Source organism: Solirhodobacter olei (assembly GCF_004010155.1).
GTDB lineage: Bacteria > Pseudomonadota > Alphaproteobacteria > Rhodobacterales > Rhodobacteraceae > Solirhodobacter > Solirhodobacter olei.
Genome location: NZ_RRYH01000007.1, coordinates 129,417 through 144,077 on the forward strand (window position 1 = coordinate 129,417; position 14,661 = coordinate 144,077).

The window sequence follows — 14,661 nt, forward strand, 5'->3', positions numbered from 1 at the left end:
CGTAAAAGCACCGCTTTTGCACCGTTTTGCCACCGCAAGGCACCGGCGTCCGGCGCCGGGGGCTGTCTGCCCCCGGACCCCCGAGAGTATTTCCGCCAAGGAAAAGATCAGAACCCGTCGAGCAGCCGGCGGGCCTGGGCCAGGGCACGCTCGGCATAGGCGCGAAGGCCGGGGCTGGCGGGCGGCAGGCGGGGCACCGCCCAGCCGCAGGAGGCGAAGCAGCGGAGCGCGACGAAGAAGGGAAGCTCGGCCGTGGTGAGGGGCCGGCGGGACGCGTAGCCCTCGGCGGCGGCGGCGAGGAGATCGGGGTAGCCGGGCTCGGCCAGGTTCTGAAGCATCAGCGTGGCGAGGTCATAGGCGCGGAAGCCGAAACCGGAATCGTCGAAGTCGATCAGGTGCAGGGCGGCTCCGTCCAGCAGGATGTTCTCGCGCATCAGGTCGGCATGGATCAGGCCCGTGTCGGCACCGGGCGAAAGCGCATCGAGATGCCGGCGAGCAGCATCGCGGGCCTGCAGCAACAGGGCCGATTCCGGCTGAGATAGAGCCGGATTTTTCCAGAAACGGCCCCAGAGCGGGGCGTCGCCCAGCAGGCCATCGGCATCCCAGGCGGGGCGGGTGAACCCCGCCGGAAGGGTCAGCGCGTCCGTTGCGTCATGGATCCGGGCAAGGAGCTGGCCGATGCGGTGGAAGGTTTCGGGCGGGGCCGAGAGCCGGGTGCCGGCCGTGCCGAGCGGCACGCCCGGGACCCAGGCAACGAGCGAGGCGATGCGCCCCCCGGGCAGGCTGTGGATCAGTGCGCCCTCGGCGGTGCGCAGCGGGCGCGGGACGGGCAGACCGGCCCCGGCCAGCGCCTCTGTCCAGATCAGCTCGGACCGGATCGCCTCGGCGCTTTGATAGCCGGGGCGGTGGAGACGGAGGGCAGCGCGGGTGCCGTCCGGAAGGGTGGCGGCGTAGACGGCGTTCTCGCGGTCCTTGATCAGGCGCGGCGCGGGGCAGCGGCCCCAGGCGGCGAGGGCCAGGGCGGCCTCGGTCATGCCGGCATCGCGGCCAGCGCCTCTGCCAACGTATCGACGAGAAGGTCGACGTGCTCGTGGGCAAAGGGCAGCGGCGGCCGGATCTTCAGCGTGTTGGCGCCGCGCCCGATACGGTTCAGAAGCACGCCGCGGCGGCGCATCTCCTCCACCAGCCTTGCCGTGAAATCACCGGCGGGCTCCAGCGTGCCGGGCAGGGTGAATTCGACCCCGAAGAAGAGGCCCGCGCCGCGGATGTCGGCAATCCTCGGGTCCTTCAGCGCGCGGAGCCGCTGTAGCGCGTAAGCGCCGGTTTTGGCCGCGTTGGAGACCAGATCTTCGCTGTCGATCACCTCCAGCGTGGCGAGGGCCGCCGCGCAGGAGACCGGGTTTCCGCCGAAGGTGTTGAAATAGCCGAAAGCCTCGCGGAAGGCGGCCATCACCTCGGGCCGGGTGACGACGGCCGCGACGGGATGGCCGTTCGCCATCGGCTTGCCGAGCGTCACGATGTCGGGCGCGAAGCCCATGCGCTCGTGGCCCCAGAAATGGGTGCCGAGGCGGCCGAAGCCGGGCTGGACCTCGTCGGCGATGATGACGCCGGCGGCGGCCTTCACCATCTCGACCGTGGGGGCGAGGAAGCCGGGCTCGAGCGCCGGGAAGCCCTCATTCGCGAAGAAGGGGCAGAGGATGAGGCTGGAGAAACCGTGGCCCGCCGCCTCCAGCTCCTCGATCGCCCGGGCGACATGGGCGGCGAAGGCCCGGGACTGGCCCTCTGCCGAACCGTCGAGCGGGCGCAGGTGGTCCGGCGTCGGGACGAGGCGGACGTTGGGGGCGTAGCCACCGATCGGCGGGCGGCGGGTCGAGAGCTGCGAGACCAGCGCGGTATTGCCGTGATAGGTGGCGTTGGTGGCGATCATGCCGGTCTTGCCGGTGACCGCCTGCGCCATGCGCAGCGCAACGTCGTTCGCCTCCGACCCGGTGCAGACCATCATCAGCGTCGACAGGTCATGCCCGAAGCGCGCTGTCAGGCGCTCTGCGTAGTCGAGGATCCCCTCGTGCAGGTAACGGGTGTGGGTGTTCAGCGTCGCGGCCTGTCTGGCGATCGCCTCCGTCACCCGCGGGTGGCAATGGCCGACGCTGGCGACGTTGTTGTAGCAGTCGAGGTAGCGGCGGCCCGCAGCGTCCCAGAGCCAAACGCCCTCGCCCCGGACGATCTCTACCGGGTCGGCGTAGAAGGTCGGCACGTTGGGGCCCAGCAGGCGGCGGCGTCGGGCGAGGAGGGTTTCGGTGCGCGTCATTCCTCCGCCTCCGGCTTGCCGCGGAGCGCCTTGACCTGGCCGCGAACCGTCTTCGCCGCCAGCCTGCGGCGCTGGGATCCGAGCGTGGGGCGGGTCGCGATGCGGCGTTTAGGCTGGATCAGGGCCTGTTTGATCATCTCCACCAGCCGCTCGCGGGCGATGGCACGGTTGCGTTCCTGGCTGCGGGTTTCCTCGGCCCGGATCAGGATCGCGCCTTCCGCCGTCCAGCGGCGCCCGGCGATGCGCTTGAGGCGGGCCTTGACGGCGGGGGTGAGGTTGGGGCTGCGCGCGGCCTCGAACCGAAGCTCGACAGCGGTGGAGACCTTGTTGACGTTCTGCCCGCCCGGACCGGAGGAGCGCGTGAAGCTCTCGGTCAGTTCCCAGTCGGCGATGGCCAAGGTGTCGGTGACATGCAGCATGGGGCGGAGGTTAGCGCGCCGCCGCGCGGAGCGGAACCGGATTTGCGGGGGCGTTGAGCTGGGCCAGCGCCCGTCCGCGGGTGGGCGCCAGGGGCGGCACGGGTCTGTCCGTTTATGGCGTAAGGAACCCCTTCGGTTTGCCGGGGCGATGCCTCACAAAAAGCGCCCATCCGTCCGGGCGGACGGCGCTGGCCCGGCGGTGCAATGCACCGCTGTTTCGGGCCGAAAAAACGGAAAGGGCCGCGCTAGTCGCGCGGCCCTCCGAGTTCCCTGGAGATGGACCAGTTAGGTAGGCCCAATCAGAAGAAATTGCCCTTGGGGCTGCCCTCAGGCGGCGTCCCTCCTGACTGTCCCGGCACCTCTCTCCAATATCCCTCTCGACACTGGACCACCTCCTTTCGCTGGGTTGAACTTAAGGCAAGGGTGCCACAGATTTTGTGTCTGTCAAACATTTTTACGCAATTGGTGCGATCAAATTCACCGGGCGCGCAGGGATGCCCCGATCGGGGCAGATCACGGCGCGGCAAGAACGGCGCTGCATTTGGCGGGCAGGTCCGACATCAGGTATTCGCGCGGGCCGCGGCGGTGCGGGCGCGGGTGCGTCGGCGGCGGCGGGGGGTGCCTGAGCTCGTAGAGGTAGGTCGTCACCCACCAGTCGAGCGTCTTGTCGCAGCCGTATCCGCCGTGGGAAAGCTCGGCCACCGTCGGGTGCTGGGTCTCGCAGTCGCGCGCGCCGGGGGGGCATTTCAGGCGGACGTGGAAATGGTCGTTATGGCCGTACCAGGGGCGGAGCTTCTGCAGCCAGAACGTGTCCTGCGGGCGGGCGTTCCGGCAGAGCGCCAGCTTGATCGCGGCGGCGACGAAGATGCGGTCCACCCGCGGGTCGGCGGCGGCATGGGCGAGGATGTCGGCGGTCGACTGGGTGAAATTGGCGTTGATGTGCCGCTGGTCGGCGGTGCGGACGGAGATGGAGCTGACCTCCTCCCGCGCGGCGCGGCTGAGGTGGACCGTCCTGGGCGGCAGGAACCAGACATCGGCGTCGAGCCCGATCTGGTGGCTGGCGTGGCCGGAGGGCATCGGGCCGCCGCGGGGTTCGCCGATGTCGCCGATATAGAGACCCTTCCAGCCCTTCTGCGTGGCGGCGTGCCGGCTCAGATCCTCAAGGAAGGAGATCGTCACCGGATTGCCCCAGTAGCGGTCGCGCGAGAGGCGCATGACCTGCCAGGTGGGGCCGCTTTCCGGCAGGGCGACGTTGCCGCCGGCGCAGCCCCGCGCATAGGTGCCGACCGGGTCGGCGGGGCCGGGGCTGGGCGCGGTCTGGGCGCTGAAGAGCTGGGCGGCAAGGGGGTCGGCGCAGGCGGGCGCGGCAAGCGCGAGGGCGGTCAGGAGGGCGGCGAGCGCCCTCACGCCGGGGCCGCCACGACGGGGCGCGTGCGGACCGGTAGCAGCAGGACGAGGCCGGCGAGGAACAGGACGATCAGCGGCGTGATCCCGGCCTGCTGCGAGCCGGTGATCTCGGTCGTCACGGCGATGGCGAAGGGCGCGATGAAGGAGGTGGCCTGACCGGCGAGCGCGTAGAGGCCGAAGGCCTCGGTCATCCGCTCGGGGTTGGCCTGCTGGACCATCATAGTGCGGCTCGCGGCCTGCATCGCGCCGGCGCAGGCCCCGATCAGCGCGCCGAGGATGTAGAAGACGATATCCGGCAGGCTGGAGCCGGCGACGACCGGCAGGCCGAAGACGGAGCTGCGCGACAGGTAGAGCGTCGCCGTGGCGACCAGCGTCAGGATGACGACGCAGATCAGGATCACCGGCTTGGGGCCGAAGGCGCTGTCGGCCTTGCCGCCGAGCCAGGCGAAGATCGCGCCGGTGACGGCCGCAAGGATGCCGAAGACCCCGACGTTGACCACCGACCAGCCCAGCACGCCCGCCGCATAGACCCCCCCGAAGACGAAGATCCCGTTCAGCGCGTCGCGGTAGAGCATGGAGGCGACCAGGAACAGCGACAGGCTGCGGTTCCCTGGCAGGGTCGACAGCGTGGCCTTAAGGTCCGGCCAGGCGGTCCTTGCCGCGGCGAGGACGGAGGGCGAGCCCTTCGGCCTCGGGTCCCGCGTCCACAGGAAGAACGGGATGATGAAAACGGCGAACCAGATCGCGGTGAAGGGGCCAACGGCGCGCGTGCCCTCGCGCGTCGCCGGGTCGAGTCCGAAGAGCGGGTGGATCCCGATCAGCGTGTATCCGTTGTGCTGCTCGGCGAAGAAGGCGAGCACCAGGACCAAGGAGACGACGCCGCCGACATAGCCGAAGCCCCAGGCGGAGCCGGAAATGCGGCCAAGTTCGTGCCGCGCGCCGAGACCCGGCAGCATGGCATTGGCGAAGATCACCGAAAGCTCCGTCGCGATCAGGCCGAGGCCGAAGGAGAGCATCAGGAAGGCGAGGCTGTAATGGCCGGGCACGGCGTACCACAGGCCCCAGGCGCCAAGCATGTAGAAGATCGCGAAGAAGGCGATGAAGCGCTTGCGCCCGCCCGCCTTGTCGGCGATCGCGCCAAGGAAGGGGGCCGAGATCGCGACGATCAGGCCGTAGGCCGAAACGCCGTAACCCCAGATCGTCTGCGCGGTCGATCCCTTGCCGACCAGATCAACGACATAGGGCGCGAAGATGAAGGTCAGAAGCAGGGTGAAATAGGGCTGGGCGGCCCAGAAATAGAAGAACCAGCCCCAGATGCGGCGCCGCTTGGACGGTTCTGCCATGCCTGCCCCCTCGCCATGTCGTGATCGAATTGAACGGGAAAGCGCGGCGCGGCGCAAGGGCGGATGGAAAGAGCTGCGACCGGGGCCCGCCCCTTCAACGTGCTTCGGATATCGACGGCACCGCGTCTAGGGCCGGCCTGCCCCCTCGGGGGGCCAGGGGCGTTCGCCCTCCGCCTCGATCCAGGCCGCGACCCAGGCGGGCAGCGGCGGGCTTTCGGTGGCCTCGCCCAGCGCCTCGACCAGCCGGGCGGGGGCGATGATGCCGGCCTTCGACGTCACGGCGGAGCGGATCAGAATCTGGTTCGCCGCCTCGCCGTTCCGCCAGAGGCTCTGCTCGATGTAAAGAAAGCGGTCGTCCCAGCCGAGGCCGCGGCTGCGCATCTCGACCCTGTCGAAGGCCTTTATGCGGCGGCGGTAGCGGACGGAGGCACCGGCGACGGCCATGCCCCAGCGGTTGGCGCGCAGCGCGCGGTCCAGCCCGATGCGCCGTCCGTAGGGAATGCGGCCAAGATCGTAAAGCGTCAGCGTGCGGCCGTTGTTCAGCTCCATCCAGGGGTCGATGTCCCAGGGCATGCAGGTGTGGTGCGAGACATGGGTGCCGGTCAGCCCCAGGGGTGGCAGGCGGCGGCTGAGGGCAAGCTCTGTGGCAAGGCGGAGGAACGGATACATGGCCCCCCTCGCCTGCCGGGAGGGCGCGGCGCGGTCAAGCGCGACCCTGCGTCAGGGCGCGGCCGGGCATGGCATGCGAAGGCGGTTGCCCTTTTTCGCGCCGGACCATATCTAGGATCGGCACTGGCCAGAGACGGGACCGATGACCTCGCTGATCGAAATCATCCTGCTGATCCTCAACCTCGTTTATTTCGTGGTGATCGTTCACATCATCATGAGCTGGCTGATCAACTTCCAGGTGCTGAACCTGCGCCAGCCTCTCGTCTACCAGATCTGGGACGGGCTGAACCGGCTGCTCGACCCGATCTATTCGCGGGTGCGGCAGGTGCTGCCGAACACCGGCGCGCTGGACCTGGCGCCGCTTGTCGTGCTGATCGCGATCTACGCGATCCGGATCGTGCTGATCAACAACGCCTATTCCTTCTGAGGCCGGGCGATGCCCGCGCCCGAGGAACTGCTGCATTCGGTCTTCGGCTTTCCCGAATTCCGGCCCGGGCAGGCAGAGATCGTCGCCGCCGTCACCGCCGGGAAGAACACGCTCGCCATCATGCCCACGGGCGGGGGCAAGTCGCTCTGCTTCCAGCTACCGGCGCTGTGCCGCGAGGGGGTGACGGTCGTCATCTCTCCCCTGATCGCGCTGATGCGCGACCAGGTCCGCGCGCTCCGCGAGGCGGGGGTGGAGGCCGGGGCGCTGACCTCCGGCAATACCGAGGAAGAGACCGAGGCGGTGTTCCAGGCGCTCGATGACGGGCGTTTGAGGCTGCTCTACATGGCGCCGGAACGGCTTTCGGCCAGCGGAACGCAGGTGCTTCTGAAGCGGATCGGGGTCAGTCTTCTGGCGGTGGACGAGGCGCATTGCGTCAGCCAGTGGGGCCATGATTTCCGCCCCGACTACCTGCGGATCGGCGAGCTGCGCCGCGCGCTGGGCGTACCGCTCGCCGCCTTCACCGCCACGGCGGACGAGGAAACGCGGGCCGAGATCGTCACCCGGCTGTTCGACGGGGCGCAGCCGGAGACCTTCCTGAGGGGGTTCGACCGGCCGAACATTCACCTTGCCTTCGCGGTGAAGGACCAGCCGCGGCGGCAGATCCTGAGTTTCGCCGCAGCGCGGAAGGGCCAGTCCGGCATCGTCTATTGCGCGACGCGCGCGAAGACCGAGGGGCTGGCGGCGGCGCTGCGCGAGGCGGGGCTGGCGGCGGTGCATTACCACGGCGGGATGGAGGCGGACGACCGGCGGCTGGTAGAGGGCCAGTTCCAGCGCGAGGACGGGCTGATCGTGGTGGCCACGGTCGCATTCGGCATGGGGATCGACAAGCCGGATATCCGCTGGGTGGCCCATGCCGACCTGCCGAAGTCGATAGAGGCCTATTACCAGGAGATCGGCCGCGCCGGCCGCGACGGCGCGCCGGCGGAGACGCTGACGCTTTACGGGCCAGAGGACATCCGGCTGCGCCGCGCGCAGGTGGACGAGGGGCTGGCCCCGGCGGAGCGCAAGGCCGCCGACCACGCCCGGCTGAACGCGCTTCTGGGGCTGGCCGAGGCGGTCCGGTGCCGCCGTCAGGTGCTTCTGGGCTATTTCGGCGAGGCGGCGGAGCCCTGCGGCGCCTGCGATTTCTGCGACAGCCCGCCGGAAATCGTCGACGCGACCGAGGCTGTGCGCAAGGCGCTTTCGGCGATCCTTCGGACGGGGGAGAGCTTCGGCGCAGGGCATCTGACCGATGTGCTTACCGGCACCACGACCGAGAAGGTGCGCGGGCGGCGGCATGACGAGCTGCCGACGTTCGGCGTGGGGCGTGATATCTCCAAGGGCGAATGGGCGGCGATCTTCCGGCAGATGATGGGGCGGGATCTCGTCCGCCCCGATCCGGAGCGCCACGGCGCGCTGCGCATGACCGAGGCCGCGCGGCCGGTGCTGCGGGGGGAGGAGACCGTCGCCTTCCGGCGCGACACGGTGCGGGCGAAGAGCCGGACGGTGGTGAAGGCGCTGGTGGCTGAGGAGGACGCGCCGCTTCTGTCCGCGCTGAAGGCCAAGCGGCGGGCGCTGGCGGAGGCGGCCCGGGTTCCGGCCTATGTGATCTTCACCGACCGGACGCTGATCGAGATGGCGGAGCGGCGGCCGGAGACGCTGGACCAGATGGCCGGGATCACCGGCGTCGGGGCCAAGAAGCTCGACAGCTACGGCGCGATGTTCCTGGAGGTCATCACCGGAGAGACCGCGGCGCGGATCCATCCGGCGCGCCGGAAGCTTGCCGGGCGGGACGCAGGCACGCTCTACGACCGGCTGCTGGAGGCGCATGGGCGGCTGACACGGGGCGGCGACGGGACGGAAAAGCCGCTGTCCTGCTCGGCCTCGCTGATCGCCAAGGTGGCCGAGCTGCGGCCGCGCGACGGCGCCGGGCTGACCCGGCTTCTGGGCGAGGCCCGCGCGGAACGCTTCGCCGAGGCGTTCCTTGAGGTGCTGGCAGACGAGTGAACCGGGCCGGAATAGGCCCTGTTTCCGAGTCTGGCCACACTCTCGTTCCGGCCGCAGCGCACCGAAGGCGCAGGGCGCGCTTTTCATTGGCGGCGAAGAGCTGCCGTGCTCCAGCCGCCGCTCCTTCGCGCGTTTCTCCGCCGGGGTCATGCCCGCCCTCGTGCCGCATGGGCCAAGGATCGGGCATCGGGATGAACAGGGCTTAAGGCCGGTCAGCCGCCACGGATCGCGTCAATCATGCGCTGGACGTTGTCGGGGTCGGCCTCGGGCGTGATGCCATGGCCGAGGTTGAAGATATGCGGACCGTTCGAGAAGGCCCGCACGATGCGCCGCGTCTCCTCGGTCAGCGCGGCGCCGCCGGTGACCATGTGGCGCGGGTCAAGGTTGCCCTGCACGCAGCCGTCCACCTGCACATGCGCCGCCGCCCAGTCGGCGGAAACCGAATTGTCGATCGCCACGCAATCGGCGCCGGTGGCCCGGGCGAAGCCGATGTAGCCCTCGCCCGCCTCGCGCGGGAAGGCGATGACGGGGATGCCCGGGTGGCGGGCCTTGAGCGCCGCGATGATCCGCCGCGTCGGGTCGACCGCGTAGCGGGCGAAGGCCTCGCCCTTCAGCGATCCGGCCCAGCTGTCAAACAGCTTCACCACCTCGGCCCCGGCTGCGATCTGGGCCGAAAGATACTCTATCGTTGCCGAAATCAGCAGCTCGATCAGCGCGTCGAACGTGTCGGGGTCGGCCATGCGCAGGGCATGGGCGGGGCCCTGGTCCGGGGTGCCGCGCCCGGCAATCATGTAGGTGGCGACGGTCCAGGGCGCGCCGGCGAAGCCGATCAGCGTGGTCTCCGCGGGCAGTTCCCCCTGCAGGATCCGCACCGTCTCGTAGACCGGGGAGAGGGTTTCGTGGATCGCCTCCACCGGCTTCAGGCGGGCGAGGTCCCCGGGGCCGGTGACGGTCGAAAGCCGCGGGCCCTCGCCGGTGGCGAACCACAGTTCCGCGCCCAGCGCCTGGGCGATCAGCAGGATGTCGGCGAAAAGGATGGCGGCGTCGAACCCGTAGCGGCGGATCGGCTGCAGCGTGACCTCGGCCGCCAGATCGGGCGTGTAGCAGAGCGAGAGGAAATCGCCCGCCTTGGCGCGGGTTGCGCGGTATTCCGGCAGGTAGCGGCCCGCCTGCCGCATCATCCAGACCGGAGGGATGGCCTGCCGCTCGCCCGAAAGCGCGCGCAGGATGGTCTTGCTGGGAGAGGGCAAATCCGTCATGGGCCCGTGGTCCGATGCCGGGCGGGCGAAGTCAAGCGGGCGCGATGTCCCGGCTTGGCGGGAGGCTTGAAATGAGGAAGGATGGGCAGGTGTTGCGATGGGAAGAGTGTGATGGGTGAGGCAATCCCGGCCTGGGTGGACGGCCAGCTGGCGCCGGTCGAGAAGCTGGAGGTGCACCGGCGGGGCCTGCGCCATCCGGCGGTGTCGGTCTTCGTGATGGCGGGCGGGCGGGTGCTGCTGCAGCGCCGGGCGCTTCAGAAATACCACACGCCGGGCCTCTGGGCGAACACCTGCTGCACCCATCCGATCTGGGGCGAGACGCCGCTCGACTGCGCCACGCGGCGCCTGAAGCAGGAACTGGGGATCGAGGGGCTGGCGCCTGAGTGGCGCGAGCAGGTCGAATACCGCGCCGACGTGGGCGGCGGGATGGTGGAGCATGAGGTCGTCGAGGTCTTCGTGGCCGAGGCGACCGAGGGGCTGACGATAGCGCCCGACCCGGCCGAGGTGATGGACTGGCACTGGGCGGAGCTGGGCGAGCTGGCGCGAGAGGTGGCGCGGGAACCGGCCCGCTTCGCGCCCTGGCTGGGGATCTACCTCGCCCGGCATGGCGCGGCGATCTTCGGCGATCTGGCGAAATGATCCCGGGCTAGCAAGGTGGGCGCGGCACCCCTTTCCGACAGGCCCGGCGGCGCCGTCATCATTCCGCATTTCAACGATCCGCTGCGGCTTGAACGCTGCCTGTCGGCGCTGACCGCCAACGACCTGACCGGGGTGGAGGTGGTCGTGGTCGACAACGACTCCGCAACGCCGCCCGACGGGGTGATCGGCGCCTTCTCCGGCGTCCGCCTTGTCACGGAGCCGGAGCGTGGCGCCGCCGCCGCGCGCAACAGGGGCCTGGCGGAAACCTCGGCCCCGGTGGTCCTGTTCCTTGACGCCGATTGCGTCCCTGCGCCGGACTGGGTGGTCATGGCGCGCCGCGTGGCGGTAAGCGCCGATCTGGGCTGTGGCAGGGTCGATCTGTTCGATGAGACCCCGCCGCCGAGAAGCGGGGCCGAGGCGTTCGAGACCGTCTTCGCCTTCCGCTTCCGCGACTATGTCGAGCGGCAGGGCTTCGCCGGGGCCGGGAACCTCGTCATCCATCGCGGCATCTTTGATGCGGTGGGCGGGTTCCGCCCGGGCGTGTCGGAGGATCGCGACTGGTCCATGCGCGCGGTCGCGGCGGGCTATCACCTGGTCTATGCCGAGGCGATGCGGGTCGGCCATCCGACCCGAGCCGACTGGCCGGCCCTGCGCGCCAAGTGGCGGCGGCTGACGGCAGAGACATGGCGCTTCGAGCGGCAGCGGCGCGGCTGGCTGGCGCGGCCCTACTGGCTGGGCCGGGCGGTACTGGTGGCGGCAAGCGCGCTGCCGCATCTGGCGCGGGTCGCGCGCGACCCGCGGCTGCGCGATGCGACGGAACGACGGCGCGCGGCGGCAGTGCTGGTGCGGCTGAGGCTCGCGCGGGCGTTCTGGATGCTGGGGCAGGTCTTCCGCGCCTGAGCCGCGCACAACCCTTGCGCGAATGGCGGGACTGTGCATTCTGAAGGCGGGGTGCTCAGGACGGCCATATGACCTATCTGGGCAATGTCGCGACCGGACGCGATAACAACTTCAACCTGATCCGGTTTGGCCTGGCCCTCGCGGTCATGGCCTCTCACGCCTGGCCGATCGCGCTGGGCCCCGGCACGGTGGAGCCGCTCGAGGCGGCGCTGGGCCGAAGCCTCGGCACGCTCGCCGTCTGGGCCTTCTTCGCGCTCTCCGGCTTCTTCGTCACCGCGAGTTTCGAAGCCAGCGCCTCGCCGGCCGATTATCTGCTGGCCCGGGGGCTGCGGCTGCTGCCCTGCCTGGCGGTGTCGCTTGTCCTCGTGGCTCTGGCACTGGGGCCGGCGGTCACGGCGCTGCCGGTGGCGACATACCTGCGCGCGCCCGCGGTCTGGGGGTTCCTGGCGCGTAACATGACCCTGCTTCGGCCCGAATATGGGCTGCCGGGGGTCTTCGCAGGCAACCCCTATCCGGCGGTCGAGGGCTCGATCTGGACGCTGGGGCACGAGGCGGCATGCTACGCGCTGGTCCTGCTCGCCGGGATGGCCGGCCTGACCCGGTGGCGGCGGGCTATGGCGGGGGCGCTCGCGGCTACGCGCTGCTTTGGGTCCTGACGCGCGACGCGGCCCTTCCGGTGAAGGCGATGGCGTTCCGCGATCTCTCCCTTCCCTTCGCGCTCGGCATGGCGCTGCGGGTCTGGCGCCACCGCGTGCCGCTGTCGGGCCTTCTGGCGCTGGGGCTTTGCGGCCTTGCCTTCGCGGCGCGCGGGGGGGAGGGGTTCGAGCCGCTGGCGGCTGCGGCGCTGGCCTACGGGACCCTCTGGCTCGGCTATGTGCCGGGCGGGTGGATCCGGGCGTGGAACCGGCTGGGAGATTATTCCTACGGGCTTTACGTCTATGCCTTTCCGCTGCAGGGGCTGGCGGTCTGGCTTCTCGGCCCGCAGGGGCCGGCGCAGAACCTCGCCTGCGCCGTGCCCATGACGCTGGTCTGCGCCATCCTCTCTTGGCACGCGGTGGAGCGGCCGGCGCTGGCGCTGCGCCGGCGCGCCCTGCCGGCCCCGGCGGAGTAGGGCCGATGGCGGCGTTTCAGGTCCTATGCAGGCTGGATCGCGCCGACCCGGGCGCTGCCGTCATCGGCGACGGGGCGGCCCTTCATGTCCAGCGGGAAGGGGGCGAGCCCGGCCGGAACGCAGGGCAGGGCAGAGCCCGCGCCGGGCGTGTAATCCCCCATTCCACCGCCCCCCGCGCCAAAGGACTGGTCATCGGCCCAATCGGCGGCAAGCGGCGTGGCGATGGCGCCATAGGCATCGCCGGGTCCCGCGACCTCGCCCAACCAGGCGCCCGTGCCGCAGGCGGCGTTTCCGGCCTTGTCGCCCAAGAGCGCCGCATTGCCGCGGTGGCCGCAGTTGAAGGCCGCCGGCCAGTTGCCGGTCAGGTTGCCGTTCTGGCCGAAGATGTCGGTCTTGGTGTTCCGCTCCATGTTTACCGTGAAGCGCATCCAGCCGCTTTTCGCCACCCTGCTGCTGCCGCTGTCCTGGTAAAGCCAGTTGGTGCGCGAGCCGACCACCGTATTGGCGATCGACAGCACGTTCTCCGCCGTGGTCACGTCGCCATCCGCGCTTACGCCGAAGGCGCAGTTGGTGTCGCCCCCGGCCTGCTCGATCACGCAGCCGACGACGGCAAGCCCGCGCGGACCGATCGCTCCGCGGCCGGTGGCGTCGAACACCCGCGTGCCGTCCTGCGACAGGGTGAAGTGGCTGTGACTGAAGAACTGCCCCTCGCCCCGCATCAGGTTGGTGGAGCCGGGGACGCGCCCGCTTGCCGCCGTCACCTGGCTTGCCACGATGTTGAAGGTGGTGTTCTTGCTGCCCGCCCCGGTGCAGCCGACGGCGGTGATATGCTTCGCCGTGCCGCCGAAATCGTCGAAAACCGCGTTGGCCCCGGTCATGTCGCAGTCTTCCAGGAAGATCCGGCCGACCCGGTAGATCCAGGCGGCATAGGCCGAGGTGCCGTTGAGATCGACGGTGACGTTCTGCATCACCACGAGATGGTCGAGCGAGGCGAGCGTCGCCGCACTGTCGAGGAAGACGGTGCTGCCGCCGGCCTTGCGCAGGGTCAGGTTGCGGAAGGCCACCATAGGGGGCAGCCCGCCGGAGATGCTGCTGCCCGGATCCTGATAAACGGTGGTGGCCATCTTCGCCGGATCCGCCGCCTCGATCGTGACCGGGATCGTGCTGGCCGCGCAGGCGGAGAAATTCGCGTGCAGATGCGTGCCTTCGATCAGCCGGATCGTCCCGCCGCTGGCCTCGTCCCGCCCGAAGTTCGCAAGGTTGAAGCCGCGCAGCGCACTGGCCGCCGCCGCGATGCTCCGGAACGGGGCCGCCCCGGCAGTGGCGGGGGTGGTGGAGGCCGCGCCCGTTCCGTCGCTCCCCCCGGCCGCGTCGACATAGGCGAAGGCGGCGCCGTAGCTGCCGGTGCGGTCGTTCAGGAATTTCAGCACGCAGAGATTGGCGGAGGGCCAGGCGTCGGCGTCGGTCGAGATCCGGAACGCCTCGCCCACCCAGGGGTAGATGATCGCGTCGAGCGTGCAGAGGGTCGCGGGGGCCAGGGCGGACAGGTCGATCGCCGCCTCGAAATACGGCGCGCTGAGGCCGGAGGCCCATTGCCGCGCGCTCATGGTGGAGACGAGCTGATCCACCTCGGTCGTGCCGTCGGAGGCGATGAAGCGCACGGCGGCGACGGGCTGGCCCGCGCGGGCATAGGCATGGGCGACGGCGAGGCGAGCCGTGAAGCTGGCCCCCGTCGTGCGCTGCAGATCCGGGGTCAGCCAGCAGGCGATCGGCTTGGGGTAGGCGCGGGTGGACGCGTTGGCGACGCCGGGGATGGTGTCGCCCGAAAAGACGAAGTCGGACAGGCTCACCTGGTCGGCGGTCAGCGTGGCCTGGTCCGGGTAGGGCTGCCGCAGTCGGGTCATGATCACCACCGGGTCCGTCCGGGTGGTAGCGAGGCCGGCGGGGGTGAAGCCGGGGCGGGTGACCGCGATCATCTCTGGGGCCGTGACAGGGTCGAATATGGAGGGATCTGGATAGGTGGCGGTGAAGCCCTCGGCGCCGATCGCGGTGACGGGCGAGGGCGCGGCGGGGGCGGCGCTGCGCCGTTCGGAGGGGCGGGAAAGATGAAGTCCGATCGTCATCTGCATCGCG

General features: G+C 70.2%; 14 protein-coding genes. 6 read left to right on the forward strand and 8 right to left on the reverse strand.

Annotated features, from left to right (window positions below; translation table 11 throughout):
* Positions 1 to 107: 107 nt before the first annotated feature.
* The 6 genes from EIP85_RS06150 to EIP85_RS06175 form a co-directional block, all read right to left on the reverse strand.
* A complete protein-coding gene (locus EIP85_RS06150; RefSeq protein ID WP_127901287.1) occupies positions 108 to 1,034 on the reverse strand; it encodes a phosphotransferase enzyme family protein in 927 nt (308 codons plus the stop codon).
* Positions 1,031 to 2,308: an aspartate aminotransferase family protein gene (locus tag EIP85_RS06155; protein WP_127901288.1), complete on the reverse strand. Its 1,278-nt coding sequence runs from the start codon at positions 2,306 to 2,308 to the stop codon at positions 1,031 to 1,033. The genes EIP85_RS06150 and EIP85_RS06155 overlap by 4 nt, the downstream gene beginning before the upstream one ends.
* Positions 2,305 to 2,727, reverse strand: coding sequence for an alternative ribosome rescue aminoacyl-tRNA hydrolase ArfB (gene arfB / locus EIP85_RS06160; protein WP_127901289.1), 423 nt, complete (start codon positions 2,725 to 2,727; stop codon positions 2,305 to 2,307). Before arfB ends, EIP85_RS06155 begins: the two co-directional genes overlap by 4 nt.
* Before the next feature lie 513 nt (positions 2,728 to 3,240).
* Entirely contained in the window at positions 3,241 to 4,134 is an 894-nt protein-coding gene (mepA, locus tag EIP85_RS06165) for a penicillin-insensitive murein endopeptidase (RefSeq protein ID WP_127901290.1), read from the reverse strand.
* Positions 4,131 to 5,477 (reverse strand): MFS transporter, encoded by a 1,347-nt coding sequence (locus tag EIP85_RS06170; protein WP_127901291.1) that lies wholly within the window; start codon positions 5,475 to 5,477, stop codon positions 4,131 to 4,133. The genes mepA and EIP85_RS06170 overlap by 4 nt, the downstream gene beginning before the upstream one ends.
* A gap of 126 nt (positions 5,478 to 5,603) precedes the next feature.
* On the reverse strand, positions 5,604 to 6,146 hold the full coding sequence (locus EIP85_RS06175; RefSeq protein WP_127901292.1) for an acyl-CoA thioesterase: 543 nt from the start codon (positions 6,144 to 6,146) through the stop codon (positions 5,604 to 5,606).
* Between the two features lie 142 nt (positions 6,147 to 6,288).
* Here EIP85_RS06175 and EIP85_RS06180 point away from each other — a divergent pair, with 142 nt between their 5' ends.
* Entirely contained in the window at positions 6,289 to 6,573 is a 285-nt protein-coding gene (locus EIP85_RS06180; protein ID WP_127901293.1) for a YggT family protein, read from the forward strand.
* Between the two features lie 9 nt (positions 6,574 to 6,582).
* Entirely contained in the window at positions 6,583 to 8,619 is a 2,037-nt protein-coding gene (gene recQ, locus EIP85_RS06185) for a DNA helicase RecQ (protein WP_127901294.1), read from the forward strand.
* A gap of 212 nt (positions 8,620 to 8,831) precedes the next feature.
* On the opposite strand, the gene hemE is transcribed toward recQ, so the two are convergent.
* Positions 8,832 to 9,878, reverse strand: a complete 1,047-nt coding sequence (gene hemE, locus EIP85_RS06190) for a uroporphyrinogen decarboxylase (RefSeq protein ID WP_127901295.1) — start codon at positions 9,876 to 9,878, stop codon at positions 8,832 to 8,834.
* A gap of 111 nt (positions 9,879 to 9,989) precedes the next feature.
* Here hemE and idi point away from each other — a divergent pair, with 111 nt between their 5' ends.
* The 4 genes from idi to EIP85_RS06210 all read left to right on the forward strand — a co-directional run bounded on the left by idi (position 9,990) and on the right by EIP85_RS06210 (position 12,528).
* Positions 9,990 to 10,517, forward strand: coding sequence for an isopentenyl-diphosphate Delta-isomerase (gene idi / locus EIP85_RS06195; protein WP_127901296.1), 528 nt, complete (start codon positions 9,990 to 9,992; stop codon positions 10,515 to 10,517).
* Positions 10,518 to 10,532: 15 nt separating this feature from the next.
* Positions 10,533 to 11,417 (forward strand): glycosyltransferase family 2 protein, encoded by an 885-nt coding sequence (locus EIP85_RS06200; protein ID WP_127901297.1) that lies wholly within the window; start codon positions 10,533 to 10,535, stop codon positions 11,415 to 11,417.
* A 68-nt stretch (positions 11,418 to 11,485) separates the two neighbouring features.
* Positions 11,486 to 12,073, forward strand: coding sequence for an acyltransferase family protein (locus EIP85_RS06205; RefSeq protein WP_127901298.1), 588 nt, complete (start codon positions 11,486 to 11,488; stop codon positions 12,071 to 12,073).
* Positions 12,074 to 12,102: 29 nt separating this feature from the next.
* On the forward strand, positions 12,103 to 12,528 hold the full coding sequence (locus EIP85_RS06210; RefSeq protein ID WP_127901299.1) for an acyltransferase family protein: 426 nt from the start codon (positions 12,103 to 12,105) through the stop codon (positions 12,526 to 12,528).
* Positions 12,529 to 12,551: 23 nt separating this feature from the next.
* Here EIP85_RS06210 and EIP85_RS06215 read toward each other — a convergent pair whose 3' ends face one another.
* Positions 12,552 to 14,657, reverse strand: a complete 2,106-nt coding sequence (locus EIP85_RS06215; protein ID WP_127901300.1) for a hypothetical protein — start codon at positions 14,655 to 14,657, stop codon at positions 12,552 to 12,554.
* Positions 14,658 to 14,661: the final 4 nt, after the last annotated feature.